This window comes from Paenibacillus humicus NBRC 102415 (assembly GCF_004000905.1).
In the GTDB taxonomy this organism is placed as follows: domain Bacteria; phylum Bacillota; class Bacilli; order Paenibacillales; family Paenibacillaceae; genus Paenibacillus_O; species Paenibacillus_O humicus.
The window spans coordinates 57,560-84,100 of the sequence record NZ_BIMD01000020.1 but is presented as its reverse complement, the minus strand read 5'-3'; the positions used below and the strand labels follow the sequence as shown (position 1 = coordinate 84,100).

Annotated in this window: 23 protein-coding genes; 3 read left to right on the top strand and 20 right to left on the bottom strand. The window is 59.8% G+C overall.

Translation table 11 applies throughout. From position 1 onward, the window contains the following. Window positions 1-50 precede the first annotated feature (50 nt). From PHU01S_RS13930 to PHU01S_RS26680, 4 genes are all read right to left on the bottom strand, one after another. Window positions 51-812 carry an SDR family NAD(P)-dependent oxidoreductase gene (locus PHU01S_RS13930; protein ID WP_049869826.1) on the bottom strand — a complete coding sequence of 254 codons (762 nt, stop codon included), beginning with the start codon at window positions 810-812 and terminating at the stop codon, window positions 51-53. Window positions 813-820: 8 nt separating this feature from the next. After that, the gene (locus tag PHU01S_RS13925) at window positions 821-1,147 is read right to left on the bottom strand and encodes a Dabb family protein (RefSeq protein WP_049869194.1); all 327 of its coding nucleotides are present in this window, start codon (window positions 1,145-1,147) and stop codon (window positions 821-823) included. 562 nt (window positions 1,148-1,709) lie between these two features. After that, the gene (locus PHU01S_RS13920) at window positions 1,710-2,777 is read right to left on the bottom strand and encodes a Gfo/Idh/MocA family protein (protein ID WP_049869193.1); all 1,068 of its coding nucleotides are present in this window, start codon (window positions 2,775-2,777) and stop codon (window positions 1,710-1,712) included. Window positions 2,778-2,899: 122 nt separating this feature from the next. Next, entirely contained in the window at window positions 2,900-4,231 is a 1,332-nt protein-coding gene (locus tag PHU01S_RS26680; protein WP_232317018.1) for an MBL fold metallo-hydrolase, read from the bottom strand. 194 nt (window positions 4,232-4,425) lie between these two features. On the opposite strand from PHU01S_RS26680, the gene PHU01S_RS13910 reads away from it, so the two are divergent. Continuing rightward, on the top strand, window positions 4,426-5,589 hold the full coding sequence (locus PHU01S_RS13910) for a virulence factor (RefSeq protein WP_049869190.1): 1,164 nt from the start codon (window positions 4,426-4,428) through the stop codon (window positions 5,587-5,589). Between the two features lie 162 nt (window positions 5,590-5,751). Here PHU01S_RS13910 and PHU01S_RS13905 read toward each other — a convergent pair whose 3' ends face one another. Beyond that, a complete protein-coding gene (locus PHU01S_RS13905) occupies window positions 5,752-6,120 on the bottom strand; it encodes a DoxX family protein (RefSeq protein ID WP_127508062.1) in 369 nt (122 codons plus the stop codon). Between the two features lie 167 nt (window positions 6,121-6,287). Between PHU01S_RS13905 and PHU01S_RS13900 the strand changes: the two genes are divergently transcribed. Next, window positions 6,288-6,935: a TetR/AcrR family transcriptional regulator gene (locus PHU01S_RS13900; RefSeq protein ID WP_049869187.1), complete on the top strand. Its 648-nt coding sequence runs from the start codon at window positions 6,288-6,290 to the stop codon at window positions 6,933-6,935. Between the two features lie 179 nt (window positions 6,936-7,114). Here the strand turns inward: PHU01S_RS13900 and PHU01S_RS13895 are convergent, their stop codons facing one another. Both PHU01S_RS13895 and PHU01S_RS13890 read right to left on the bottom strand, forming a co-directional pair. Further along, window positions 7,115-7,969 carry a transglutaminase domain-containing protein gene (locus PHU01S_RS13895; RefSeq protein ID WP_049869186.1) on the bottom strand — a complete coding sequence of 285 codons (855 nt, stop codon included), beginning with the start codon at window positions 7,967-7,969 and terminating at the stop codon, window positions 7,115-7,117. A gap of 416 nt (window positions 7,970-8,385) precedes the next feature. Next, window positions 8,386-9,192, bottom strand: a complete 807-nt coding sequence (locus tag PHU01S_RS13890; protein ID WP_048748259.1) for an RDD family protein — start codon at window positions 9,190-9,192, stop codon at window positions 8,386-8,388. A 77-nt stretch (window positions 9,193-9,269) separates the two neighbouring features. Here PHU01S_RS13890 and PHU01S_RS13885 point away from each other — a divergent pair, with 77 nt between their 5' ends. Further along, complete coding sequence (locus PHU01S_RS13885) at window positions 9,270-10,244, top strand: stage II sporulation protein M (RefSeq protein WP_049869185.1); 975 nt, start codon at window positions 9,270-9,272, stop codon at window positions 10,242-10,244. Here PHU01S_RS13885 and PHU01S_RS13880 read toward each other — a convergent pair. The 13 genes from PHU01S_RS13880 to PHU01S_RS13825 all read right to left on the bottom strand — a co-directional run bounded on the left by PHU01S_RS13880 (window position 10,204) and on the right by PHU01S_RS13825 (window position 26,523). Then, entirely contained in the window at window positions 10,204-11,574 is a 1,371-nt protein-coding gene (locus PHU01S_RS13880; RefSeq protein WP_127508058.1) for a DUF58 domain-containing protein, read from the bottom strand. The genes PHU01S_RS13885 and PHU01S_RS13880 overlap by 41 nt on opposite strands. After that, complete coding sequence (locus PHU01S_RS13875; RefSeq protein ID WP_021882488.1) at window positions 11,525-12,442, bottom strand: AAA family ATPase; 918 nt, start codon at window positions 12,440-12,442, stop codon at window positions 11,525-11,527. The genes PHU01S_RS13880 and PHU01S_RS13875 overlap by 50 nt, the downstream gene beginning before the upstream one ends. Beyond that, window positions 12,439-13,641 (bottom strand): DUF4350 domain-containing protein, encoded by a 1,203-nt coding sequence (locus PHU01S_RS13870; protein ID WP_049869183.1) that lies wholly within the window; start codon window positions 13,639-13,641, stop codon window positions 12,439-12,441. The genes PHU01S_RS13875 and PHU01S_RS13870 overlap by 4 nt, the downstream gene beginning before the upstream one ends. Next, on the bottom strand, window positions 13,638-14,255 hold the full coding sequence (locus PHU01S_RS13865) for a DUF4129 domain-containing protein (protein WP_127508056.1): 618 nt from the start codon (window positions 14,253-14,255) through the stop codon (window positions 13,638-13,640). Before PHU01S_RS13865 ends, PHU01S_RS13870 begins: the two co-directional genes overlap by 4 nt. Then, a complete protein-coding gene (locus tag PHU01S_RS13860; protein WP_049869179.1) occupies window positions 14,252-15,256 on the bottom strand; it encodes a hypothetical protein in 1,005 nt (334 codons plus the stop codon). The genes PHU01S_RS13865 and PHU01S_RS13860 overlap by 4 nt, the downstream gene beginning before the upstream one ends. A gap of 354 nt (window positions 15,257-15,610) precedes the next feature. Further along, on the bottom strand, window positions 15,611-17,311 hold the full coding sequence (locus PHU01S_RS13855; protein WP_127508054.1) for a glycerol-3-phosphate dehydrogenase/oxidase: 1,701 nt from the start codon (window positions 17,309-17,311) through the stop codon (window positions 15,611-15,613). Between the two features lie 151 nt (window positions 17,312-17,462). Continuing rightward, entirely contained in the window at window positions 17,463-18,959 is a 1,497-nt protein-coding gene (glpK, locus tag PHU01S_RS13850; RefSeq protein ID WP_127508052.1) for a glycerol kinase GlpK, read from the bottom strand. A gap of 94 nt (window positions 18,960-19,053) precedes the next feature. Further along, window positions 19,054-19,638, bottom strand: coding sequence for a glycerol-3-phosphate responsive antiterminator (locus tag PHU01S_RS13845; RefSeq protein WP_048745726.1), 585 nt, complete (start codon window positions 19,636-19,638; stop codon window positions 19,054-19,056). Between the two features lie 353 nt (window positions 19,639-19,991). Then, complete coding sequence (locus PHU01S_RS13840; RefSeq protein WP_021880439.1) at window positions 19,992-20,459, bottom strand: DUF6985 domain-containing protein; 468 nt, start codon at window positions 20,457-20,459, stop codon at window positions 19,992-19,994. Window positions 20,460-20,476: 17 nt separating this feature from the next. Then, a complete protein-coding gene (locus PHU01S_RS27020; protein ID WP_307721802.1) occupies window positions 20,477-22,651 on the bottom strand; it encodes an HNH endonuclease in 2,175 nt (724 codons plus the stop codon). Next, window positions 22,652-22,801: a hypothetical protein gene (locus PHU01S_RS25790; protein ID WP_021880435.1), complete on the bottom strand. Its 150-nt coding sequence runs from the start codon at window positions 22,799-22,801 to the stop codon at window positions 22,652-22,654. A gap of 95 nt (window positions 22,802-22,896) precedes the next feature. Continuing rightward, entirely contained in the window at window positions 22,897-25,632 is a 2,736-nt protein-coding gene (locus PHU01S_RS13830; RefSeq protein WP_218032452.1) for a hypothetical protein, read from the bottom strand. 66 nt (window positions 25,633-25,698) lie between these two features. Beyond that, on the bottom strand, window positions 25,699-26,523 hold the full coding sequence (locus PHU01S_RS13825; RefSeq protein WP_049869171.1) for a copper amine oxidase N-terminal domain-containing protein: 825 nt from the start codon (window positions 26,521-26,523) through the stop codon (window positions 25,699-25,701). Between the last annotated feature and the right edge of the window lie 18 nt (window positions 26,524-26,541).

The window sequence follows — 26,541 nt, the reverse complement described above, 5'->3', positions numbered from 1 at the left end:
TTATCTCCTGCTTACTTGGCTTGTTCAAGCACTGCCCGCAACGCTGCTGCCTAAATCCCGGGCATCACGTTGCCGCCGTTCACCGGCAAGTAAGTCCCGGTGATGAAGCTCGACAGATCCGAGGCGAGGAATGCGACGGCGTTCGCGATTTCCTGATCGGTGCCGCGACGCTTTAGCGGCACGGTGCTTTCGTAGCCCTCGTTGCGCTCCGTGCCGTTCTCGCGGTCCCGCTCGCTGATCGTCCAGCCCGGCGCCACCTGGTTGACGGTGATGCCGTGGCCTCCGACCTCCTTGGCGAGCACGCGATATACGCCGTCCATTCCCCGCTTGCCCGCCGTATAGGCGGACTGGCCAGGGAAGTTCTGCATGGCGCATTCCGTGTTGATGCCGATGAAACGTCCCTTGCCCTTGGCTTGCATGCCGGGGATAAAGGCTTTGGCCAGATGCACGCTTTGCAGAACGCAGGACTCGAATTGGCTGACGTAATCCTCCACAGGCTGCTCCAGCACTGAAGTCCACTCATACTGAATGACTGCATTAGCCACAATAATATCGATACTGCCGAGCCCGGCGGCCACGGCATCCCGCATCGCCGACACGGAATCAAGCCGAGTGATGTCGGCCTGGGCGATCATCACATTCCGGCCCATGGCAGAAATCTCCGCATGCAGCTCCAGCGCTTTTGCCTCGCTGCCTCGGTAATGAAGAACCACATCCGCGCCGCATTCCGCAAGCGTGCGGGCTATGACGCGCCCAAGCTGTCCCGTCGATCCCGTCACCAGCGCCGTTCTTCCCGTCAGATCCAGCCTCAACCCGCCGCTCATGAGCTGGCCCCCGCCGGGACGCGGAAGTCGATTTCCAGAAAGCGGGAGACCTCCGATTCCCAGCGTTCCTTCACGAAGGATGCATGGGAGGAATGTTCATTGTAGAGCCGATAATCCTCTTCATCCTTGAAGTCCATCGTAAAGACGTACTGGTAGTCGTTTTTCAAGCTGATCTGTCCGCTTGCTGCGAATTGACGTACATACGGGATAGAGGTCAAGATGCGTTCCCCGTCCTCGAGAAATGCAGCTGCTTCGCTGGATCCTTGCGGATGCTTGAGATCGAAAATGACCATATGGCGGATCCATTCCTTGCTCGTAGACATAATCGTTCCTCCTGAAAAATGAGATTCATGGTTCAGCCAACAAACAGAAGCCCGGACTCAGGCAACAGCAAAACCTTCTCCATGCAGGCAAAAGCCAAACCCAAGCGAAAACACAAGAGCTTCGCCCTGCAGTTCATCGCTGTGCATACAGCTTGGCTTCCGCTTGGCAGCTAAAAGCCAAACCCAAGCCAAAATACAAGAGTGCAAGCTTCAGTTCATCGCCGTGCATACAGCTTGGCTTCCGCTTGGCAGCTAAAAGCCAAACTCAAGCCAATACACAAGAGTGCAAGCTTCGCCGTTCATCGCCGTTCATCGCCGTTCATCGCCGTTCATCGCCGTTCATCGCCATTCATCGCCCTGCATCGCCGTTCATCGCCATGCATACAGCTTGGCTTCCTCTTGGCAAAAAAGAGCCAGCCTTCTCCTCGTTCCGACATTCGGTTCGCACACCGTGCAGAGGTCACTGGAAACGGGAAGGAGAGCCGGCTCGCTATTTTTCCATCCACTTAAAAACAAGGCCTGCCGGGCAACCGGCAAGCCTTCTCTCTGGTATGACAAATCCTCAGTTCCAGGCCAGCTTGACTTCGCTGCCCGTACGGGAGGACTCGTAGATCGCATCGAGGATGCGGTTGTTCGTGTAGCCCGTCATCGCGGAGCTGATCGGCTCGCGGCCGGTGCGGATGCAGTCCAGGAAGTGGCGGCTGAGCAGGATCCGATCGTCGTCGCCGGACAGCGGAGCGATGTCTTCCTGCACGACGCCTTCCTCGCTATGCGTCACGTAAAGGCCGCTGCTGCCTGCATAATAGGCTCCGCCTTCGGTGCCCATCAGATGAATGAACGGATCTTCGCCGAGACCGGCGGAATGGGCCGCCCAGCTTACTTCCAGCGTCAGCGTCGCGCCGTTGTCCATCTTGATCATCGCCGTAGCCAGATCCTCGACGTCGTAATAACCGTCCCAGTTCGGCGTGCCCCAGTTGCCGATGCCCTCGCGGCGCGGGCCGAACTCGGCATAGGTCGTGCCATAGACGCTGACCGGACGGGGATTGCCCATCAGATACAGCGACAGGTCCAGCATATGCACGCCGATGTCGATGAGCGGGCCGCCGCCGGCCATGTCCTTGCGGGTGAACCAGGAGCCCCAGCCCGGGATGCCCTTCTTGCGCCACCAGCCCGTCTTCGCGTTGTAGACGCGTCCCAGCTTGCCTTCGTCGATGTAGCCTTTGATCGCGCGGCTTAGGCCGCCAAATCGCATTTGATGCGCCACCATCAGCACCTTGCCGGAAGCATGCTTGGCGTCCAGGATGGCGCGGGCATCCTCCAGGCTGATCGCCATCGGCTTCTCCAGCAGAACATGCTTGCCTTGTTTGAGAGCTTCGATGGCCAGGGAAGCATGGAACTGGTTCGGAACGCAAATGACGACGGCGTCGAGATCAGGATTTTCGAGCAGCTCCTGAGGACTCTGGTGAACGGTTGGAATCCCGTGCTCCTCGGCTCTCTTCTCGGCGAGGGGCAGGAACACGTCGGTGACAGCCTCTATCTTCACTTCCGGAATTTGCTTGAAAATATCCATATGAACATTGCCGATGCCCCCTGCTCCAATAATGCCTATGCGCAGCGGTGATTGGGTCATGGTCGAATCCTCCTGTATCGTGCTTGTCCCAACCAGTATATCACGGTTGGAACCGCTTAACGATGTGGGATCTTGGCGCCTTCATGTCCAAAGTTGGCACGGCGGCCGAAGCCGGGAGGATGTCAGCCGCCCATCTTCCACGTCTCTCCATGCGGAAGCATGACAAGCCTGTCGGATTCCAGCCCAAAGGAGCATCGGCCGGATTCCAGCCGCTCAAGCGCCTCCCGAGGCGTATCGTCGGCCAGCTTGAAAGCGCCGTAATGCATAGGAACGAACAGCTTGGCGCCCAGATCGCGGAAAGCCTGCAGCGCCTGCTCCGGCGTCGTATGCTGCGGCCCCATGAACGCTTCGGGATCGTAGGCGCCGATCGGCAGCATGGCGACATCGATTTTGAAACGTCGTCCGATATCCGCGAAGCCGCGGAAATAACCGCTGTCTCCAGCAAAATAAATCGTCGGATACAGCCCTGCGCAAGGACGCGGAGCTTCCGGGTGGAACGGATCGTACGGCCCTCTCATGGCCGCCTCCGACGGCTGGGCCCTCTTGCCTCCTGCATCGGATGCTTGAGCATCGAGCTCGTTTCCCGATGCCTGCTCTTGATCCGGGCAGTCCTCGGCAGCGCCTTCCGAAGCTCGCTCACGGGCATTTTGCCAAACGTTATCCGCCCTGCTCCCGCTCACAGCTTCAGCGGCTTCCAAAGCCCGCTCTCTTTCCCGGTGCCAAGCCTCTCCCGCCGGATGCCCGCCCGCAGCTTCAGCGGCGCCCTCATGCGAGATGCCCGGACCATGGCTATCGCTTGACTGTGATTCGCCTGGAGCCGCTGCAGCCGGTATCGTCCCTTCCCCCGGCACATGGCTCAAGCCATGCTCGGGCTGGATGACCCAGCCGCCCCAATGCGAGGCGTTCATATCCCAAGGACTGCGGCGGGTCCAATGCTGGCTCGGAACGAAGGTCAGCTTGAGCCCGCGGAAGTGGAAGCTCTCCCACCAATGCAGCTCATGCACGCGGGGAAAGCCTTTGCCTCGCAGCTTGGCGCCGAGACCGGCCGGCACGAGAATCGTCTTGGAGCCCCCAAGCCGGCGAAGGGAAGCCATGTGGAGATGGTCGTAATGCGAATGCGACACGAGCACGAGGTCGACCGGAGGCATCTGTTCCAGCTCGACGCCGGGCGGCGTAAGGCGGCGTTGAAACGCCATCTTGCCCGCCCAGACGGGATCGGTGACGATATTTACGCCGGCCAGCTGGATCAGAAAGGTCGAATGCCCGATCCAGGTTAGCGACGGCTGCTGGCGGTTGCGGTGCAGGAAGTCCAGGTCGGGAGCCGCATTGGGCACCGTGAACGAGTAGTCCCGGTCCTGGCGGTTCCATATTTTCTCCTGCCTCCAGCGCTTGAAGTGCTTGGAAGTCTTCTGTGTGGAGACCGGGTCCATATTGCCGAACTTGGATTTGGCCATGATGTGATTCCTCGCTTTCGAAGGCTGGCGGACGACCGGCCGATACGCCGGACCGCCTGTCTTGTACCCTACCATATCAATCTGCCGGTCTCCGATCAACTGCAACCGGCGGCTGTCATTCGCTTCGGTCCTCCGATTGAGTTACACTGGAGGCAGAGCTTCATCTTCTTACCCCTTAACAGGAGGAACGAATAATGAATCTAATATCCATTGAGCCTACCCCGAGTCCCAACTCGATGAAATTGAACGTGAGCGAAATGCTGCCGCGAGGCCGCCGCTTCACGTACTCGCCTTCCGAAGCGGACACGGCGCCGGAGCCGCTGCAGTCGCTGCTCTCGATCGACGGCGTGCGCGGCGTGTTCCGCACCGCCGACTTCATCGCCCTCGACCGCAAGCCCGGCGCGGACTGGGCCGCCATTCTGGCGGAAGCCCGCCGAATCCTCCAAGCCGAGGACGGAGGGCAGCCTGCCGCAGCCGGTCCCGAGTCGGCGGCCGGCTTCGGCGAGGCGCATGTGCTCGTCCAGATGTTCCGCGGCATCCCGATCCAAGTCCGCGTCCGGCTTGGCGACGGAGAGACCCGCGCCGCGATGCCGGCCAAGTTCACCGATGCGGTCGGCCGCGCCGCCGGCTCCACGATGATCCGCGAGCGGCGGCTGGAGGAGTTCGGCGTCCGTTACGGCGAGCCGGAGGAGATCGCCGCCGAGATCGTGCGCGAGCTCGAAGCGGCCTATACGGCCGAGAGGCTGGACGCTCTCGTCGAGGCCTCGCTTGCGGCCGGCCCCGGCGAAGCCCCTGCCGAGGCGGCGGTCCGTCCTGCGCCGCTGAGCGCGGCCGAAGCCGAGCCGCTCATGGCGGCGGAGGATTGGCAGAGCCGCTATGCAGCTCTGGAGCGGCTGTCGCCTGACGAGAGCGCGCTGCCGCTTCTGGAGCGCGCCCTCGGCGACGATAACGCGAGCATAAGGCGGCTCGCCGTCGTGTATCTCGGCGACCTGCGTGAGAGTCCGGCGGCGCTGCCGCTGCTTATCCGCGGGCTGCGCGACAAGTCCGCCTCCGTACGCCGCACGGCCGGCGACACGCTGTCCGATCTAGGCGATGCGGGAGCGACCGGCGCCATGATCGAGGCGCTCAAGGACCGCAACAAGCTGGTCCGCTGGCGCGCGGCCCGGTTCCTGTACGAGGTCGGCGACGAGAGCGCGCTGGAAGCGCTCGAAGAAGCCGCGCAGGATGCCGAATTCGAGATTAAGCTGCAGGCGCAGATCGCGCTGGAGCGCATCCGCCGGGGCGAGGAAGCCGCCGGCTCCGTCTGGCAGCAGATGACGGCGATGCGCAGCCGCGAAAGCGAAGCCAAGCCGGAATAAGGACAACTGCAAACAGCCCTTTGGCCGATATCGGCCAAAGGGCTGTTTGCGCTGGCTGTGCTTATGTGCAAGCGGCAGAGAGCAGCGTCTTGCCCAAGCTGCCCTCCGGGCTAGCGTTTCTTGCCGCCAACAGCAAAATGAACCTGCTGGATAACTTCGAGACTATCCCGGGAAAGCCGACAGCTCCGAGAAGCGAAGCGCAAGCAGAGCCGCTGCGAGCAGCGCAAGCACGAGCGCAGGGACGGCTTTGCCGAAGGAATCGCCGGCCTTCACATGGAAGAATACCGCTCCGAGCATGATGACGGCCAGCAGAAGCGCGCCCCATGCCAGCCAGCTCGGCAGCCAGAATCCGGCGATGAGGGCGGCGGCGCCGGCGAGCTGCAGCAGTCCGGTCAGCACCCTGAACCACTGAGGCAGTCCAAGCGTGCGGAAGCTCTCCACCTGCATTTTATTGCCTGTCACCTTGCTGAACCCCGACCCTAGAAAAGCGGCCCCAAGCAAAATTTGAAGCACGATGACGACGATGTTCATCTCTCTGTCCCTCCCCATCCAACTTAACAACACCCGTTGCGAAAGTTATGTTAAGCTAAAGCGGAAAAGGCGGCAACCGTCATTTGGAGCGGATTGATCGCTTAGGCGACATATGCGGGGATCTGTTGCGTAATCGCGCAAAGACCGATCGGGAGGGGGCGGCGCACATGGAAACGCCGAAGCTGGATCCTCGGGTGCTCCGCACGAGGAAGCTGATTCAGGACGCATTCATATTGTGCATGAAGAATAAGGATTTCAGCGACATAACGGTCAAGGATATTACGGCGAAGGCGACTGTCAACCGGGCGACCTTCTATGCCCATTTCACCGACAAATACCAGCTGATGGATCATACCCTGACCGATGTGCTCTGGGAAAATCTGAAGAAGCAGCTTCAATGCCATGACGGCTTCAACCGGGACACGCTGCTGAAAATCATCGTCATCATGTGCACCTTCCACGAAGAGGTCAGCGGACACTTCAAGCGCAATTACGGCTCGCTCGGTCCTCATATCGAAAGCCGGATCAACGAGGCGCTGGAGGAGTTCTTTTTGTCCATGATCCGGCGGAGCCCCGGTCCCCTGGGCTCGGCTCCCGGCGCTCCCGGCGCTTCAGACCCTGCTGACGTCACAGGTACGGAGAAGGACAAGCTGGTCGCCACCCTTCTCAGCCGGAGCATCTACGGCATGTCGCACGCCTGGAACAAGGAAGGGCGCAGGACGAGCCGGGAAGAATTCGCATCGCTCGCCATCCTTGCTTTGGAAGAGGTCGGCGGACTGTTCGCTGCTCCATCGCCGCCAGATCCGCCTAGATAAAGTGGATAGCGGCTCCCCGTTCGTCTGCCCTTTCCCTTTCCCTCGCCCTTTCCACCGCTGCCGCGGACCTAACCGCATCATCCCCGCAAAAAAAGCAGCCTCCCCTTCTCACGGGGGCCGGCTGCTTCCTGGTCACTTTCAGCATGCTTGGTTCCATACCGATAGGATCCAACCTCGCCTTAGGATGGCGAAGCTGTTCCCTTGTACGCCTGCCGGGCGGCAGGATAATCGCGGGTCCATGAATGATCCTTGCGGATCTGCTCATCCGACAGGAGGAAATACGTATGCCGGACTTGGCTGCCCCGGTCGGGAACGGGATCGTCCCAGGTCGCGTCGATATGGTACCAGCTTCCGTCCAGCCGCACCAGGTTCCAGGCATGATCCCCGGAATCGACGGTGCCTTCGACGATGCGGACTTCGATGCCGGCGTCGGCAGCCATGCGGTACATCAGCAGGGCATAGCCTTGGCAGACGGCTGTTCCGTTGACGACAGCGTCGTAAGCCGTGTACCGGGTAAGCGACTCGTCATAACGGACATGGCGCACGATCCAGTCATGGATGGCCCGGAGTTTCTCTTCCTCGTTCATGCCCGGCTGGATGATTTCCTTGAGCGTCTGGCGGGATTTCTCTTTTACCGCCGCTGTCTGCTCCGGAGTTTCCCGGTAGCGGACCTTCACCCGGATGGAAGAATTGTCGCCTACCGTGCGGATTTTATAGGAATAGGATTCAAGCACATAGGCGGAATAATCGTCCCGGAAAAGCGCCTGCTTGACGAGATCCGGCATGGCCTTCACCAGATCCGCATGGTCGCCCCTGTAGGAGGTCTGGAAATCGGCGCTCCTCCCCTTGAAGCCTGCTGCCAGCTCATCCACGAGCTTGGCGCGGGGGCTGTAGGAGACGGCCGCAGCCGCGGCGGTCGGCTGGATGTTCTCGCTACCGGCCTGGACCGGCGGCTCAAGCCTGCCTTCGAGCATGAAGACGGACAGAGCAAGGGATGCGGCTAGCAGCGAGTTGACGATAACATGTCGGCGCATCGGATGACCTCCCCGGAAGCTAGGCTTTGCAAAACCTTCATTTATGTATATGTAGACGCTCCGGGGTCATGATGAATCAAGCAAAAGCCGCTCCTCGGCTCCTTGCGGAGGAAGAGCGGCTCAGGCGGCGAGGCGGGGCTCCGATACCGTTCGGGCTTGCTTGAAAGGCTTAACAAGCGGCGGACAGCTCGGAAAGAGCTGCCGCGGAGCATTCGCTTGCAGGTGAATAGACAGATGGAGCATTCGCTTTCAGATGAATAGACAGGTCGAGCAGGCTGCCTGCAGGTGAACAGGCAGCCTGCTTGCAAGTGTATGAGCAGGATTCTTTCGTGGAAGACCCCCCGTTCCATCCATGAACCCGCCGCATATGCATGACGAGGCAGCCTGACAGATGGCCGGTACTTCCGCCTTTCCCTCTAAAACTCCCAATCCCCGCGCAAATCCATGTACAAGGCTGCCAGATAGGCTGCCGGAGCCGCGTACAGCGTGCGCAGATGGCCCAGACGCTCCGTGAAGTGGATGAAAATCCGGTATTCCATCTCCATCATTCTCCGCTCCGGAGAAGGCTCCAGCCGCTCCGCCCAGCCCTGGAGCAGCTGCCAATCCTCCGGCGTCACCAGCTTGCGCTGCTCCTCCGTGAGAGCGAGCTCCGGCAGCGCCGTCGTCTTCTGCAGGCGGAGCAGCTTGCGCTCGACGCCGGTGCGGCGCTTCTTGTTCTCGGCGCCGGATTCCAGCACGACGACCGTGCCGGCGACCATGTCGCCGATGCGCTTGTCGGACGGGCTGAACATCATGGCCACTGCCCCCGCGAAGTAGCCGACCGGCAGCAGGTCGATCAGCCGGAACAGGTTGCGGATGATGACCGAGAGCAGCGATGCGGAGCCTCCGCGCGAGTTTACGACCCGCAGGCCGAACGCTTTTTTGCCGACCGTCTGGCCGCCCCTGTAGGCTTCCATCCCGATGAAATAACCGATGACGACGACCAGCATCAGAATGATCATGATGGCGACCAGATAATCGGAGCCGCTGCTCGGCAGCCACGTCTTGGACAACAGATACATGGCCCCGGCGAACCCGAGCAGAATGAGGAGCGCGGCTGCGAGCATGAGCAGCGCGTCGACCAGATGCGCCAGCGCCCGGCTGCCGATGCCGGCGGTGCGGTATTGCAGGCGGACCTGCTCCGGCGTCAGAAGGGTCGTCCCCTTTTCAGGCAAGTCATGCAAGGAGATTCACCGCCTTCTGCGAATAGTAATGTCATGATAGAATAGAAAAACAATATGGGAACTTAAGGAGAACCTTGATGGAAATAACAGCCTTCATCCGCCGCAACAAAAGCCAGTGGTCCGAGCTCGACGGCCTTCTTACGCTGCTGGGGGGACGCGGCAAGCGGGCGCCGGCCGGGCAGCTGGACCGCTTTCATGAGCTGTACCGCTCGGCATCGTCCCACCTGGCCTATCTGCAGACTCACGCTCCCGGCAGCGAAGCCGAGGCGAGCCTCAACGATCTCGTCTCCCGCGCCCACAACACGATGCATGGAGCCGGGGAAGGAAACAGCCGTCTCGGCAGCTTCTTCCGGACGGGCTTCCCCCATCTCGTCCGGCAGCGGGGATGGTTCATCGGAGCGGCGACGCTGCTGTTCCTGCTGGGCGGACTGCTCGGCTACTTGTCGGTCTGGCAGGATCCGATGGCCGTCCACTCCGTCCTTCCGGCCGGCATGTCCGATGTCATCGATCCTTCCAAGACGAACAGCGACCGCGGAGACGTGCACAGTCCGATCATGTCCACGACGATCATGACCAACAACATCCGCGTCGCGGTCATGGCTTTCCTGAGCGGCATCACCCTTGGAATCGGCACCGTCTACCTCATGGTCTACAACGGGCTCATGATCGGGGCTCTCGCCGCCGTATTCGCCAGGGAAGGCTACAGCTACACATTCTGGGCCTACATCCTGCCGCATGGAATCATCGAGCTGACCGCCATCTTCATCGCCGGCGGAGCCGGCCTCTACATGGGGTACCGGTTCTTCGTGCCCGGCAAGCTTCCGCGCAAGCTCGTCTTCCTGCAAGCGGCCAAGGAATCCGCCCTGCTGCTGATCGGCTCCGTGCCGCTCTTCGTCGTCGCCGGCCTGATCGAAGGCTACATCACGCCGGTCTACATGCCGCTGTGGATCAAATACGCCGTCGCGCTGCTCACGCTGGCCGTCCTGGCCGCGTACTACGTGCTCGGAACGATTAGAATGCGCCCCGCTCCCGCGATTCCAAATACGCGTTGACCGCGGTCACGGCCAGCCTGTCGGCCGGCGCGTCGATTAGCGGAACGCCGCTGCCTGCCAGCTTGCGCGACAGCAGCTGGCGCTCTCCGTTCTCCTTGGCCGCGATCGACTGGACATAAGCCCCCTGGACATCCTCCGGGCGGGCTTTTTCAAGTTCATGCAGCACAGGATTGCGGATGGACAGCAGCAGCAGATGGTGGCTCCGCTTGGTCCTGGCCGCATAAGGCAGCAGCTCGGGGTCATGGCGGTAATGATCCATGTCGGAGAACAGCACGGCGAACGAGCGGCGCCGCAGCCTGCGCAGCAGATAGCCGAGTCCGACGCCTGCGCCCGACTCCTCGTAGTCGCTGCGCAGATCGCTGACCGCCTTCGTCATCGCCTGAAGATGGGCCAGTCCCCGCCCGGGCGGCAGATAGAGCTTCACCCGGCTCGAATAAGCGATGAGGGCGACCTGATCGTCCTGCTTCAAGGCTGCCGCGGCTACGGCAAGAGCCGCTTCCAGCGTGCGGTCGAGCTTGACCTGATGGTCCAGCTCAACGCCCATTTGGCGACCGCAGTCGAGCAGGATCGCGACCGTCTTGCCCTTCTCCGGGCGATATACATTGGTCAGCAGCTTGCCCGCCCGCGCCGTCGCTCTCCAGTTCACTTCACGGATGTCGTCCCCGAAGGCGTACTCGCGGATGGAGTCGAACTCCGTGCCTCCCCGCTGCCTCTTGTAAATGCGCTGCCCGTCGATGAGGAGCGAGTCCTGGGCGGAATTCAGCACGTCCCGCACGCCGGACAGATCCGGATCGATCCGGATTCCGCTCTCCTCGGAGAGCTGCGTCTGCCTCTCCCACAGGCCAAGGCCTCCGCTCCAGCGCAGATCGATGCTTCCAAGCCGGTAGCGGCCGCGCTCGGAGGCCGCCATCGCGACATGGAAGCGTCCGCTGCCCTGAATCCTCCCCCCGGGGAAAGCAGGCTCCGAGCGGAAGGTCAAAGGCAGATCATCCGCCAGTGTTACCCTCACGGCTTGCTTCGAGCGGCAGCGGATGTCGAGCCTGACTTCGAATTCCTTGCGGATCTCGGCGCTCTCCGGCAGCTGCCGCTTCACGCTCCAGTCGCCTCGGCGCGGAAGCAGGAGCAGATCGCAGATGCTGGCGGCGGCAAGCAGCCCCCACCACAGAATGAAAAGAGGCCACGGCGATGCTCCCGCGGCTGCGGCAGCCGCCGGCAATGCCGCTCCCGCCGCGGCCAGCCAGACCATGCGGCGCGTCGGCAGGATGAACCGCCTCAGCCGCCTAGCGAGGAACCGGGACAGTGGCCAGCGTCTGCCGGACGATGCTTTCACTCGTCATGCCCTCCAGTTCTGCCTGCGGCGTCAGCATCAGCCTGTGCCTCAGCACCGGAAGCGCCATTTCCTTGATATCGTCGGGAGTGACATACGCGCGCCCTTCCAGCAGCGCCCACGCCGACGCCGCGCGGATCAGGGAGATGCCGGCGCGGGGGCTTGCCCCCAGCTGCACGCCCTCCAGCGAGCGCGTCAGCCGGACGAGCGCCGCCGCATAGGCGTAAATGGAATCCTCGACAGCCACGCTGCCGAGCTGCCGCTGCAGCGCTGCGATTTCCTCGGCGGAAACGACAGGAGCTTCAGGCTCCTTGGCAGCTCCTGGATTTCGGTTCCCTTTCAAAATCTCGATCTCCGCTTCCTCGCCTGGGTAGTCCAGGATCAGCTTGAACAAAAAGCGGTCCAGCTGCGCTTCCGGCAGCGGATAGGTCCCCTCGTATTCAACCGGATTCTGGGTCGCCACGACGAAGAAGATTTCCGGCAGCGGATAGGTCGTTCCCTGGATCGTCACTTGGCGCTCCTCCATCGCTTCCAGCAGCGCTGCCTGGGTTTTCGGTCCCGAACGGTTGATTTCGTCGGCGAGCAGCACGTTCGTGAATACCGGTCCCTTGACGGTGGAAAACGACTGGTCCTGCAAATTGTAGGTGACGCTGCCGGTAATGTCTCCCGGCATCAGGTCGGGCGTGAACTGGATCCGTCTCCAGCCGCAGCCCGACGCAGCGGCCAGCTCCCGCGCCAGGCTCGTCTTGCCGAGACCCGGCACCCCCTCCAGCAGCACATGGCCTCCCGCGACGAGCGCCGTCACGAGCAGGCGGATGTTGCGCTTCTGTCCATAAATTCGCCGTTCCAGCGATGCGATGATATCGTTCATTGCCTATCTCCCCTTCCGGGCTGTCTGCCGCTCTCGAGCATAGCCGTCAGCTCCGCGTTGTCTCTTGATCGCCGCATGAATTCCTGCCTTGCCGCCTTGCCTCTCCCGGACGGCAGCGGCAGCGGCTGCAGCGCCTGCTCCAGCCGCCGCGCATCCTCCGCGCTCCAGCGGCTTCGAGCCGCCGCAGCCGCCTGCGCGGGAGAGGTGTCGGGGCCGAGCCCCCAGCGCTGGGCGAGCAGCTGCCTCAGCCGCTGGCGCCCATGCTCCAGCGCCTCCTCCATCAAGCCGCTGCGATGGTACCAGGCCGCAAGCGCGCGGACCGTCTCATCGCCGCGGCGCACGGTCCATTCTCTCGGAACATGGACCGGTCCGAAACGCTTGCCCTTCAGCCAGAGCCACAGCGCCAGAGCCGCCGCGAGCTGGATGCTGACCAGCAGCAGCCAGACCGGATAAATGGCAAACAGGCCCGGCTTCACTCCGTAACCGTGATGAGTCTCGTCGAACAGGACCGACGTCCGCTCCTCGGCGAACAGCGGCCACATCAGATCGAGATGGGAAGCCTTCAAAGCCTCCCCGTTCTGCAGCCACTCCGGCTCCAGCACGAGCGCCGCGCTGCCGCTGCCGACCTTCATCCGGCTCGCGAGCACGCCCTGCTTGTCGGAGACGAGCACCTCGTCTCCTTTGCCGGGCTTGATCCGCACCGGACTCAAGGCCAGCGCCGTGAGGCCGCTTCGGCCAGACAGCAGCGGAGCCTCGACCGGCACGGGCGCGGATTCATCCGAGCCGCTATTGCCGGATTTGTCCTCTCCGTCCGCAGCGGCTGCGTCCGGCCCTTCGGTTTCGGCCGTTTCAAACCCGAAAAAGCTGTCGGGATTGCGGTCGAGAAGAATCAAATGGTTGCCGGCGCGCACCCAGCTCTTGAGAGCTGTCCACTCCTCCGGTCCGACGCCGAGCGGCTCCGCGACGACGAGCAGCTGGTTGCTTCCTGCCGGCAGACGCTCCCAGCGCAGCTTCCACTCTCCCGTGCGGGACTGTCCGGACTCCACCAGCTCGCGCCAGCCCTTCAGCCCGTCCGTGTCGGCCGAGAAGCTGAGCCATGGCGGCTGGTCCTTGACTGCAGGCTTCGCGACCCATAGGCCGATGCCGATGAATAAGGCCGCGCAAACAAGCAGCGCCGCGTAACGCTTGTTCCATTTCATGGCTCCGGATCACCCGCTTCCTTCATGAGCGACTCCGCCTGCCTGCGGAATGCCTCCAGCTGCTCCCCCGTCACTTCGCCGCGGCCGTACCAGCTGCGTTCGAAAGTCATCGCGGCCTGAAGGAAGCCTGCGGCCGTCCCGGCATTGGACTCCGCCAGCTCCTCGGCATATTCGCGGTTCGTTTTCCATGGCTCGACGCGGAGCCGGTCTCTTTGTTCCAGATAAAAAAGAAGGGCCAGGAAAACAGCCCTGACTCCGTCTCTCCAGGCTCCCAGCTCGGCATGCTTCTCCGCCTGCGCCCAATAATGCCTCCAGGAGCGGCTTTCCTCGCCGGAGGCCATATAGTCTCTGGAGCGAAGCCTGCCTCCGCCGGAATAACGCCGCGCGATCAGCACGCCGATCCAGGCGAGCAGACCCGCGAGCGCAAGCACCAGAACCAGAGCGAAGATGTTGAGCGTGCCTTCGCCTGGCTTCAGATCAGGCAGCAGCCAGCTCAGAAACCGGCCGATCTTCTCGAGCAGCCAGTCCCAAAAGGAAAATCCGCCGCCTTGATTGCGGTAGGCCTCGTATTCGCTGCCGGAGAGGATGTCCTCCAGCTGTTCGCGCTGACTCATGGACGGTTGTCCGGCGGCCCCTCGTTGTTCCAGGAAGCCGGCGGCGGCGGCGGTGCCATGCCCGGATAGGCCGGATTGCCTCCGAGCAGAGAATCAAGGCCGTAGCCCTCGCGGCGCACGCGCAGATCGAAGAAGCTGACGGCGTAAGGAAGGATCCACAAGGACCCGATCACAATCGTCACCAGTCCGTAGAGGATTTGCGAGAGGACGCCCCCGCCGAATAGGCCTGTGATCAACCCGAGGACGATCGTAATGATATAAAGGATGATGCCGAGCACGATATACATGAGCAGCAGCCTCCAGAAGCTTCCCTTGGTCACTCTCCAGCTGCGGCCGATGCCGACGCCTTCCTCGCCGAGGGCGACGTAAGGAAGGAAGTAGGACCAGCGGAGCACGAAAAAGGAAATGCCGATTACGAGAGCAGGAATCGCGATGATCATGAGAATAATTAATCCGGCCGAAGAGCCGGAGCCGCCTCCGCTGAGGGCAGTAGCCACCAGGATGCCGAATACAAGCGCAAATACGGCTACAATCAGCAAGTACAAGCCCATGCTGATGAAGCCGAAAAGCAGGGAGCTGCCGATCAGCTGCCAAAAGCGGCGGAAGCTGCGCTTCAACAGCTCGCCCGGTCCAGGTATCGGCTCGCCGTCGACCTGCGCCCGCACCAGATGGACGATTGCGCCGATGACGACCGGCGACAGCAGCGCCGTGCCGATGATGCCGAGAATGCCGAACAGAATTGTTGCGGCGGACATATCCGAGCTCTCCGTCTCCACGGTCGATTCGAGGTAAGATTCCAAGCCGCCGCCGGACTGGAGCTGCTCGATCAGGCTGCCGTATTGGCTTCCGGAGTTCCCGATCAAGGCGCTTGCCAGCAGCAGCATCGGCCCGTACATGACGAGCATGAGGATGGCCAGCGTCACAAAATGCGTGCGGTAAAGCTGGAAGCTTCGGTCAAGGATGCGGCCGATTCCCATCGGCCTGAGAATTTGTTGGGACATTTGGATGACTCCTTTGAAATATGTCTATGAATCTATGGAACGTGGATCTATAAACCTACTCTATTATACACATTCCGACACACCGGATTGTATATATTTCCTGATTTGGCACCCCGTTTTTCATTCCGATGAAAAAAAGCGGGAAAACAACAGGCGCGCCTTCCAAGGAATTGGAAGGCGCGCCATGCCGCCGTTTTATGCAATCTTGCGCTTTCATCTCCGGGTTCCGCCCTTCTGGCCTGCCGTGAAGAAGGGCTGGATGCCGTGCATACCGTCATGGAGCCGAACATCCTCTATTCGGGCTCATCCGCCGTCCATCCGGTGCCGGAGTCCAAAGCTATTTTCAGCTCTATTTTACGGCTCGGCAAAGGCCGAGTCCGGCTTGGCATCGACCGCGTCCCGCAGCTCCGTCTCCAGCTCCGCCATGAACCGACTCATCGTCTCTTCGCCATAGCCAAGCTCGGAAGCCATGACCGCCGCTGCCGCGTCCTTCCACTGCAGCGCGCTCGCCCGGTCGAAGAACAATGCTCCGGTCCGGCGGATCAGAAAGTCTGCAGGCTTGGCCGCCATCTCATGCCGGATCGCGTACAGCAGGGCGGCATGGATCTCCGGCGGCAGCTTGCCCGCGCCTTCGGGCCGCATGGCCGGCCGGCGCTCGCCGGCTCCCGGCAGCAGCGAGTACACGGTTCCGGCATTGCTGCCGTAGCGGCCGGCGACCAGCGCGGCGGCCGGCCCGGACAAGCCCTGCATCCGGCCCATCGCCTCCGACTGTTCGCGGAAACCGGGGAAGCCGGATGAGCCGCCGACATCGCCGCCCGACAGCGGAATATCCTTCGTGGGGCACTTCGGAAACTTCCGTCCGCTCTCGCGTCCAAGCTCGGCGGCAAGCATGTCCGTCACCGTCTCCGCCATCCGCCGATAGCCGGTCAGCTTGCCTCCGGCGATCGTGAGCAAGCCGGAATCCGAGCGGAACACCTCGTCGCGGCGCGAAACCTCGGAGGGAGACTTTCCCTCCTCGTAGATGAGCGGCCGCAGCCCCGCCCAGCTGGACTCCACGTCGGCCTCGGTCAGTCCGAGCGACGGGAACATCGCTGCCGCCGCCTCCACGACATACTTCCGGTCGGCTTCCGTCATCTTCGGCGCGGCGGCGTCTCCGTCGTAATCGGTGTCGGTCGTGCCGACATACGTTTTGCCGTCGCGGGGGATGGCGAACATCATGCGGCCGTCCGGCGTATCGAAGTAGACGGCCTGACGCAGCGGAAATCGGCTGCCGTCGAAGACGAGATGGATGCCCTTGGTGAGGCGCAGCGTCTTGCCCTGCCGGGACCCGTCCAGCTCGCGGATGCCGTCCACCCACGGGCCGGCCGCGTTGACGATATGCCGGGCCTTTATGACGCAAGACCTGCCGCCGATCACGTCCGCCGCGCGGACGCCGCAGATGCGGCCGTTCTCGTAGAGCAGCTCCTCCGCCTTGACATAATTGGCAGCCTTCGCCCCCAGCTCGGCCGCTTTTTTCATCACCTCGATCGTCAGCCGCGCGTCGTCGGTCCGGTACTCGACATAATAGCCGCCGCCCTTGAGGCCCTCCTTCTTGAGCAGCGGCTCCTTGGACAGCGCCGCCTCGACTCCGAGCATCCGTCTCCGCTCGCGCAGCTTGACGCCCGCCAGCCGGTCATAGACCGCCAGCCCGATGGAGGTGGAGAGCTTGCCGAACGTGCCTCCCTTGTAGATCGGCAGCAGCATCCACTCCGGCGTCGTCACATGAGGACCGTTCTCGTAGACGACCGCCCGCTCGCGTCCGACCTCGGCCACCATCTTCACCTCGAATTGCTTCAGATAGCGCAGACCGCCGTGAACCAGCTTGGTCGAGCGGCTGGAAGTGCCCGCAGCAAAATCCTGCATCTCGATCAGCGCGGTCCTCATCCCCCTCGACTGCGCGTCCAGCGCGATGCCGGCGCCCGTAATTCCTCCTCCGATGACGAGCACGTCCCAAGTCTCATCCGACAGCTCCTTCAGCAGCGAGCTTCTATCCAACGCTGAAAACCGGGTTTCCATGGACAAGCCTCCTCGATCCAAATCCTCTGAAATCCAACAAAAAAGCCGCAAGCCGTCCGGGCTGCTCCATGAGGGGCAGCCGGACGCTTGCGGCGTTCTCCGATATCTACAGGCCGATATTAACTTGCTTCAAGCGTACCAGAACAGCGCGCTATTGGAAAGCCCGAGTTGCCGCAACGGCTTTTTTCCACCCGGCGTAGAGGGAGTCCCTCTCCTCCGCCTCCATCGCGGCCTCGAAGCGGCGGTTCATCCGCCAGCTGCCGCCCACCTCCGAGCGGTCCTTCCAGTACCCGACGGCAAGTCCGGCGAGATAGGCCGCGCCAAGCACCGTCGTTTCGTTGATTTCCGGACGCTCCACCGGCACGCCCAAAATATCGCTCTGGAACTGCATGAGGAAATCGTTCTTCACGACACCGCCGTCCACCCGCAGCGAGGACAGCGGCATGCCGGAATCCTCTTCCATGGCGGCGATGACGTCCTTGGACTGATAGGCCAGCGACTCCAGCACGGCGCGGATGAAATGCTCCTTTTCCGCTCCGCTCGTCAGGCCGAACACCGCCCCGCGCGCCTCGCTGTCCCAGTAGGGAGTGCCGAGTCCGACAAAGGCCGGCACGACATAAACGCCCTTGGTCGAGGTTACCCGGGAGGCATACGCTTCGCTGTCGGCAGCCGACTTGATCATGCGCAGTCCGTCCCGCAGCCACTGCACGGCCGATCCGGCGACGAAGACGCTGCCCTCCAGCGCATATTGCGGCTCCTCTCCCTCCGCGCAGCACGCCACCGTCGTGAGCAGCCCGTGAGAGGATTTCACCGGCTTGGAGCCGGTATGCATCAGCATGAAGCAGCCGGTGCCGTACGTGTTCTTGGCCATCCCCTCCTCGAAGCAGGCTTGGCCGAACAGGGCCGCCTGCTGGTCTCCGGCTACGCCCGCGATGGGAATGCTGCAGCCGAAAAAGTGATGAGGGACCGTATGGCCGAACACGCCGGAGGAAGGCAGCGCTTCGGGAAGCATGGCGGCAGGGACGTCCAAATCTTCCAGCAGCTCCCCATCCCATTTCATTTCGTGGATATTGAAGAGAAGCGTCCTCGAAGCGTTGGTGTAGTCCGTCTTATGGGAAGCACCGCCGGTCAGCTTCCAGATGAGCCAGGAGTCGATCGTTCCGAACAGCAGCTCCCCGCGCTCCGCCCGCTCCCTCGCTCCGTCGACATGGTCGAGAATCCACTTCACCTTCGTGCCGGAGAAATACGGATCGATCAGGAGGCCCGTCTTGGAGCGGAACAGCTCCTCCAGCCCTGATCGGCGCAGCTCCTCGCAAATATCCGCGGTCTGCCTGGACTGCCAGACGACGGCGCGGTAGACGGGATGGCCGGTGCTGCGATCCCAGACGACCGCCGTCTCCCGCTGGTTCGTGATGCCGATCGCTTCGATCTGGTCGGGGCGCAGGCCTGCCTTGGACAGCGCCGCCGCCATGACCCCCAGCACGGACACCCAGATCTCGCTTGCGTCATGCTCCACCCAGCCCGGACGGGGATAATGCTGGACGATCTCCTGCTGAGCCGATGCGACGAACTCGCCCCCCCGGCCGACGATGACCGCACGCGTGCTGGTCGTTCCCTGATCGATGGACAGGATATAGGTATCGCTCATAGCTGCTCCTCCTTTTGCTTCAGCAAATGCTATATACGTTCATGCCTGCTTATCGCAATCTTCCTGCTTTGCTTCCTATTAAAGCCTTTCCCGCCTATACCGGCTCGGGAGCCTCTTCGCTCTTCCGATCAAAATGCTTCCACAGCTCCACGCGCGAGGTCGTGACCGCCGCCGCTCCGGCCGCCGCCGCCTTCTCCACATCCCATACCGAGCGGATCAGCCCTCCGGCGAAGATAGGAATGCCGGTCCTCTCCTTTACCTCGGCGATCATATCCGGGATGACTCCCGGCAGCACCTCGATGTAATCGGGCTGCGAGCGCTCCAGCAGCGCATAGCTCTTGTTCAGCGCGCCGGAGTCGAGCAGAAATACCCGCTGGATGGCGAGCAGGCCATTCTGCCTGGTCTTCGCGATGACGCTCGCCCTCGTGGAGAGGATTCCCGCCGGCCTTATGATCTGGCACAGAAATTCCGCTGCATGCTCGTCGTTCTTAAGCCCTTCGATGAGATCGGCGTGGATGAGCAGCTGCTTGCCGCCGGACCTCGCCAGATCAAGGATCGGCTTCAGCTGGCTGATGTGGCTGTCGAGCAGAACGATGTATTCATAGGAGAAGCCCATGAGCTTCTCCAGATCCTTCGGCTTGCGGATCGCCGGCAGGATCAGCTGTCCCTTGAAGGCCATGCCGTCTTCCTCCCTTATCGGACTCATAGCCCCTTATCTTCCTGACCGAAAAAAGGAAAAAGCCCGCGTCAAGCTGCCGTTTGCAATGAAACAGCGCTTGATGCGGACCTCCCTTTCTCCGTCGCCCTATTAACTTGAATTCATTATATCGGCCTGCTGGAAACGTTGTCAACGTACGCTTGCCGCCAGGCCTGATCCGCTCGCTGTTCTCAGCGAAGGCGGCGGACGTCGCTCCCGGAATGAATCGAACATTGCCGATTGCTATTTAAAATTGAAGCTCTGATTGAACGATACTACAATGCTATTGGTTGAATGATGAGTTTATTCGGCACTGGGTAGTAGCCCATATATACTCAAAGCGCCACATCTTGGTATCCCACCCTAGCTACTTCTTCATTAATTAGACGTATACCAACCCCATTTTCTTCATCCCATGTACAGTCAAATGTTAGTCCAATATATCTGGCTTCAAATCGTCTTGCAGATGGCACATAAATTCCAACTAGCTTGATATTTTCAAGAAGTTTATCATTTGTTTCAATTAAAGGGTAATTTTCATCATATGAAACGTCGTACCCAAGTTCAGACCGCTTCTCTTTGTAATAATCTAAAATTGGGGTCAGAATATTTTGCTGAATATCCCCCCAATTTTCTTTTAAAGTGTTATATGAAGCATACTGTTTTTCACTAAATTCTCCATCTTCTTCACCATCTACCATCAAAGCAATATTGACTTCTTTTCCGAAAAACTCAATTGTAATATCCTTGCTCCACACATAATCGTATTCAAGTTCACCGAAAACTGCATCATTAATTTTCACTTTGAGAAATCTCCCTTCTAATTATCGGCAAATCCGCCAGGCTCAAACGCTCCTGCGTTTATCTCTCCTACGCCACCTAGATGTCCGAATTTACTGTTAATTTCAGACGGCACAAGCTGAATTGTTTTACCATCATTTAATTCGTGCCAAGTCAGCTTTAATTCCTCTCGAACATCTGCAATGTCCCCTGCTTTAATTTTCCCTGGGGTTAACCCAAATTGACTAGCCAACTCAGGTGAGTTATTAAGTTGCTCAGCAAATTTTATATCTGCTTGTTTAAAATTCGCAGTTCTAGCTTTAGTTCCATTGCTACCAACTCCGCCCACCATATGGTCAATTTCAAGTTCTGCTTTTGCTACAGGCGAAAAATCAGGTACTCCGATTTTATAATTTATCCCATTAATACCTGCTTCGTCTAATATCTTCTTCAATTCAGGGTCTGGTGGTGGTTTTAAAATACATTTTGATTCGCCCCTTTGCCCCTCAAAACCAACCGTTTTATTATTAGGTGATGGCGTTTGATGAAGTCTCGCTTCATAAGAACTAGCAAATTTAGTCTGTTTAAAGGCAGAAGGAGCATCATCTGCATCCATCCCCTCAACCTTCAAAAAACGATCAGAATCCGCCCCCTTAACATCCGCGTTCCCTTTATTCCCAGCAGCTAGATCAGCCAACTCACTCCGAGAAATTTCCATCTGCCTTAAATAGTTATCCTGAACAGGCGTGCGAGGCAACGCGCCGATATCCCAACCTGGACTTAGATCGGTTGGCATTCTCGGTCCTGCCGTCACAGGGACAGGTCCGAGCGAGATTCTATCCAATCCCGTCGGTACCGCTCCACCTGCCTTCTTCGTCAACGTGGTTATTCCTTCGACTACCTTGCCTGCTTTGGTGACCTTGGTGATCGCTGCTCCGGGTATCAGAATCGTTGATATCGCTCCAAGCGCCCGCGCTTTCTCTTCCGGACTCATCTGCTCGAAGTCTGCATAGACCTGTTTGGCAACGTCTACAAGCTTATCGGGATTCTCGACGAAATACGCGACACTTCCTGCCGTTTGTTTGACTGCTTCAATCGCTTCTCTGGTCGTCTGAGCCGGGTCGATCACAAACTCCACTACCAACTCACTCATATCGATGACGCTCGTGATGACTTCCGTGCCCAGACCGAGAACAAATTCCTCGCTTAAATGCATCGCCTGCTCCCAACCGTTTCTCCCATAGATCGTTCTTATCCACGCGACATAAGCCGTATACGGGACTTGAACGTTCATATACTCTTTATCTTTTTCCAGCACATGCTCATTAAAGTACGCAAAGGTAAGCTCATTTTCTTTTTGGGCGGCTGTAATCAGCGTTCCATCGGACAAATGTGTCGGCGGCAGCATGCTTTTAGCATACGCCTCGACTTTCTCTTGCAGCTCTTTCTGTTGCATGTCCTCTGCCGATTGGAGAGAGGGTTCTATTGCCGACAGCCTAGTCAGCTCTGTCCTTGCCCAGTCCCTCATGATTCCTTCCTGAACGCCCAGGCTCAGCAGCAGCCGGTATTTCGGGTTCAGCGGCAGCGGCATCGGCTGGGCCATACACAAAGGATCGAAGTCACAGGCCTCAATCGCGGCCCTCCTGAAATAGGGCGTGAGATCCACATTGTCACCATATGCGGCCTCGCGGACACCCTGGACCTTCAGCTCTTTCCTCGCCGCCTCGGCCATCTCATGCATCGCATCCATCAGCCCTTGGTTTCCATAGGCCTTGTACACCTGATAGGCCGTCTGCGCCTTCGCAATATCCAGCCGAAGCTGGAACATCCTGTCCAGTTCCGCTTGAGCGGCCTCCCTGTCTTCCGGCGCCCGCTTGAGATCCGCCGCCGCCTCTCGCATACTCCGAACCAGCGGATCCTGCTCCAGGAGATCCATCGAAGGCAGCGGCTTCAATCGATGAAGACCCGCTTCGGCCTGCATCTTCAGGTCGGCCAGTCCAATGCCGCCCAACGGAGTCTGATATCCCGCTCCACCCCAGTCCATTCCGCCTGACAAGGAGCGAATCAGCGTCATGTTCCGCTGCTCTGCATCCGCATACGCTTCTGCAGCACGGCGCAGCTCTGCTGCCTGGCGCTGCATCTTATCGTCCAGATGGGCAGCCAGCTGGCTGGCTTCCCGGTGCATTTCCTGCACACGGATTACCGATCTCTGCACCTAAGACTCTCCATACTCGGACCGAATGGAATCCTCCATCCGCTCCAGCCCTGCCATACCTCGTACGGTCGTCTCCTCCAACGAAACGGCAAGACGCTTCATTCCATCCGACAAGCTGCCCAGCTTGTCGAGTTGAACAGACTGTCTCATTCTCTTTACTCACCTCCTGGAGCTTGAACTGGATCCTTACAGGCTATCGGGCAAAAAAAGACGCCGTCCTATCGACCGGCGTCCTCAATCTCATCTCAGTTGTTCAAATCATCCAGCATGGAGCCTTGCACAGTAATGCCGACGATGTCCAGTTCCTTGATTCCCTTCAAGGCCGGAAGAACGTTATAGGCATGTTTTTCTTTGGACAGGTCGATATCCTCGACCCAGGCCCGGATCGTATAGCCGCCGTTCGCCATATTGGCATGCGTATAAAGCGGCAGATTGCCCTTGTTGATCTGAATGGTCACCGTCGTCGTTTCCGTTATCTCATACATCTTGCCGTTCTTCACGTACTCGCGGTATTGGTAGCTGCTCTGGCTGCCCGCCGTGGAAGACTCGGAATAACCCTCCATCACTTTCTTCCAATAAGGATCCGTCGCATCGCCGTCCTGCTCCCGGGCTGCAGAGGATTTGATCTCCCTCACGGTTTTTTTGTAGCTGTCGCTGCTTTCTTTCCTGCCGCTGACCGTCAGCAGCTCTTTCCCGTCCACGCCCTTGTTGTTTTTGGCGGACAGGACGCCCATTTTGCGCTCGAAGCTTCCCCCGCTGGCGGAGAGCTGCTCGCCCCGGATGTTGACCGCACGCTTGCCGGAGTCGATGTACATCAGATCGGTTCCGTAACGGAATGAGTCCGTTGCAGCCTCGACCAGGTCTTTATGATCCTGCGTATCGTCCGGGGTCGGCTTGTAGGTCACCGTCTTCACCTTGAACGTGTAGATTCCGGCGGGATTGAAGTAGTAGCCCGACTTGATTGGATAGGCGAACTTCTGCAGCTCGCGGTCCGTAGCGAATACGGCCTTGTCATAGCTGGATTTGCTGCCCGCGCCGTTTTTCGCCGCCTCCCTGGCCGTCTTATAGCTGCCGGCCATCGAGGTTTTCACGCCCCAGTCCAGCTCCCCGCTCGCCTGCTGGGTGAAGCTGCGCTCATAGCGGCCGTCGACGGCCGTCCACTTGATCGCCTTGCCGGCCGCATCGACATCTTTCATCCAGCGGACGACGTCGAATTTGTAGGCTTCGTTTTCCCAGTACAGCTTTTTCGGCTCGGCTGTCTTGTCCTGGTTTCCCTCGATCTTCTGGTCATATTTATGCTGCACGAGAGTTTTGGAGCCGTTGTAAATGTGGACGAGGAAAGCCTTCGTATCGGTGCCGTCGTCAAAGCTTGCCGACGCCGTCCCTGTCCGCCGCTCGGTTTCCATTCTCTTGCAGCCGCCGTTCTCGTCCGCTTCCGCGCAGTAGTCGTACTCGTATTTCCAAGGCCGGACGACATCGCCGGAATAGAGAATGCTGCCGATCCGGTCCGCCGATGCCGGCTCGGCGCCCTGGAAGAAACGGCCGCCGACAGGATCGTCCCCGAAGTCCTTGCGGTCGACGACCGCCTTGATCTGCGGGTTGCGCGTAATGACCGTTCCCGCCTCGTCGACAGGCGGATTGTTGTCGTCCCGGAACTGCCTGTACAGGTCAGGCGCCTGGTTCGAGACGCTCAGAGCGCCGGCCGCATTGCCGGTCCAGGCATAGCTGGAACCGCCCGGGAGACGGAGAACAGCCGTTATATCCGCTCCGTTGGCCAGCGGGAAGTCCAGCTGCCGGGAGAGGACGTCATAACCGACCTCGATCGGCGTGATTTTTTTCACGGCTCTCGGAAGAGAGTCGATGGAATTGTTTGCCGTGTAGGATTCTTTCGGCGAATCTCCATCCCGGTTGACGTTGAACTGGACGCGGACGTCGCGCTCCGGCATGGTGAACGTCGCATAGAGTACCGATTCTCCGTTTGGATTCAGCGTGAGTCGGCCGGTTGGAGCGGTTCCCTCCTCTCCTTTGACCGAGTAGGCGACGCCTCGGACCGAGCGGTCTGTTCCCGTCTCGACCACACTCCAGGAGAAGGGCGCCGTCACTTGATTCTTGAACGTCGACTTCACTCTGACGCCGATTCTCACCTCGCTGCCGGATACGGCCGCCGATGGCAGCTGCTCGAAGCTGGCCGACAAGTCGGCTTCGGGAGGACCGACCAGATCGAACGGCGCCATCGGGATGCCTAGAAACGTTATTTTTCCAGGCGTATTTTCAATGAAGATCATGCCGTAGCCCCATGAAATCCGCGTCGGAGGCTGAAAGACATGCACATAATCCTGCCATTTTCCTCCCAGGCTCGGTTTCGCGCCTTTGTCGAACACGATTCGGTCCTTATACGCTTCATTCTGACGGTTGTAGATGAATTGGCTGTACTTCTTGCCTGCGTACAGCCTGTTCAGCCCTTCCTGAATCGAATCCTCGAGCGTAACGTTCCGATCCGTGAAGCCATTGCCCCGCTTATTGAACTGATTCTGCACGATGAAATAGCGGTCGGTCACTTTTTCCTTGCGCCAAGGCTCCTCGATCATCTTCATATCCTGAATCTTGTGGCCGCTCCAGCCCGCATACCAAGGGGTTCCTTCCGTCGGAACCGAGGAGCCGGCCAGCGTATAGCCCGAATACTCCTTCACCGGAGGATTCATGTGGATCAGCGTGTCGCCATGATCGGATCCGTATACCACTTCAAAGGCATAATGCCCATCAATTTTTTGCGATTCCTGCAGCTTGTTCCGGATCAGATCCTTCCGGTAGGGTCCGAACTTGGATGTATTTTCCGGGAAATAGCTTTCAAGCCCGTAAATATCGAACATGTCCCGGTTGATCGCGGCCAACACTTCGGATGGATCGGAACTGCTCGTCAGCGCGCGCTCCGGAGGATCGCCCTGGGCTGCTGCGAAGGATGGGACTGCCGAAGGGAACAAGCTGGAAACAGCCGCAAGGACTAGAGAGATAGATAGGATTCTTTTCATTTTTCACCCGCATGCCCGCTAGTATTTTTTCAAAATGACCGTGATGGCTGTGTCGCTGTAATAGGCGGAGCCGACCAGCACCTTGTAGGTCGCATCCTCGAATTTTTTCGTTTCGAGCTCCATGTCTCTCTTGTTCTTCTTTTTCGCGTATGCGATGATGGCGTCCACCGTCTTGGCCTCGATTTTCTGCTTCAGGATGAATTCGGCTTCAACTAGCTGCCTCTCGAAGTCCGCACCCTTCAATCCGAAAGGCAGAATGAGGACGATGACCCCTCCGTCTTCCTTCACTTCGGACGGCTCCGAAACGTCGACCAGAAGCTTCGACTCATATTCCTTTTTGATGACGAAGCCGTTGGCATTGATTTCGTCCCCGGTTCCGCCCGTCGCCGGAGGCTTCGCCGTCCCGATTCCCGTCGTATCGATATAGATCGTATTGATTTTCTTGTCCCAGTTGACCGATGCGCCCAGCGCTTCGCTCACGAAGCGGATCGGCACGAACGTGCGGCTGCTCTTCACGAGAGCGGCGGTATCCATGAGCTTCTTCTCGCCGTTGACCTTGTATTCTTTCTTGCCGACCGTCACGGCTACGTTCATGCTGGCAGCCGATACCGACGCCAGCTTGGCTCCGCTGTTCCAATCCACCTTCGCTCCGAGCGCCTGGCTGACGAAACGTAAAGGCACTTGTGCACGGGAGCTTTTATCCACGAACGGCTGCGCGTCCGGCAGGCTGATCTTCTCGCCATTGACGACGATGCGCAGCGGCAATGCCGCCGCCTGTGCAGCAACGGGAACGGCAGCTGCCGCGATCGTGCCGGCAGCGAGCAAGGAAATGATTTTCTTCATGATGGTTTCCTCCTTGGA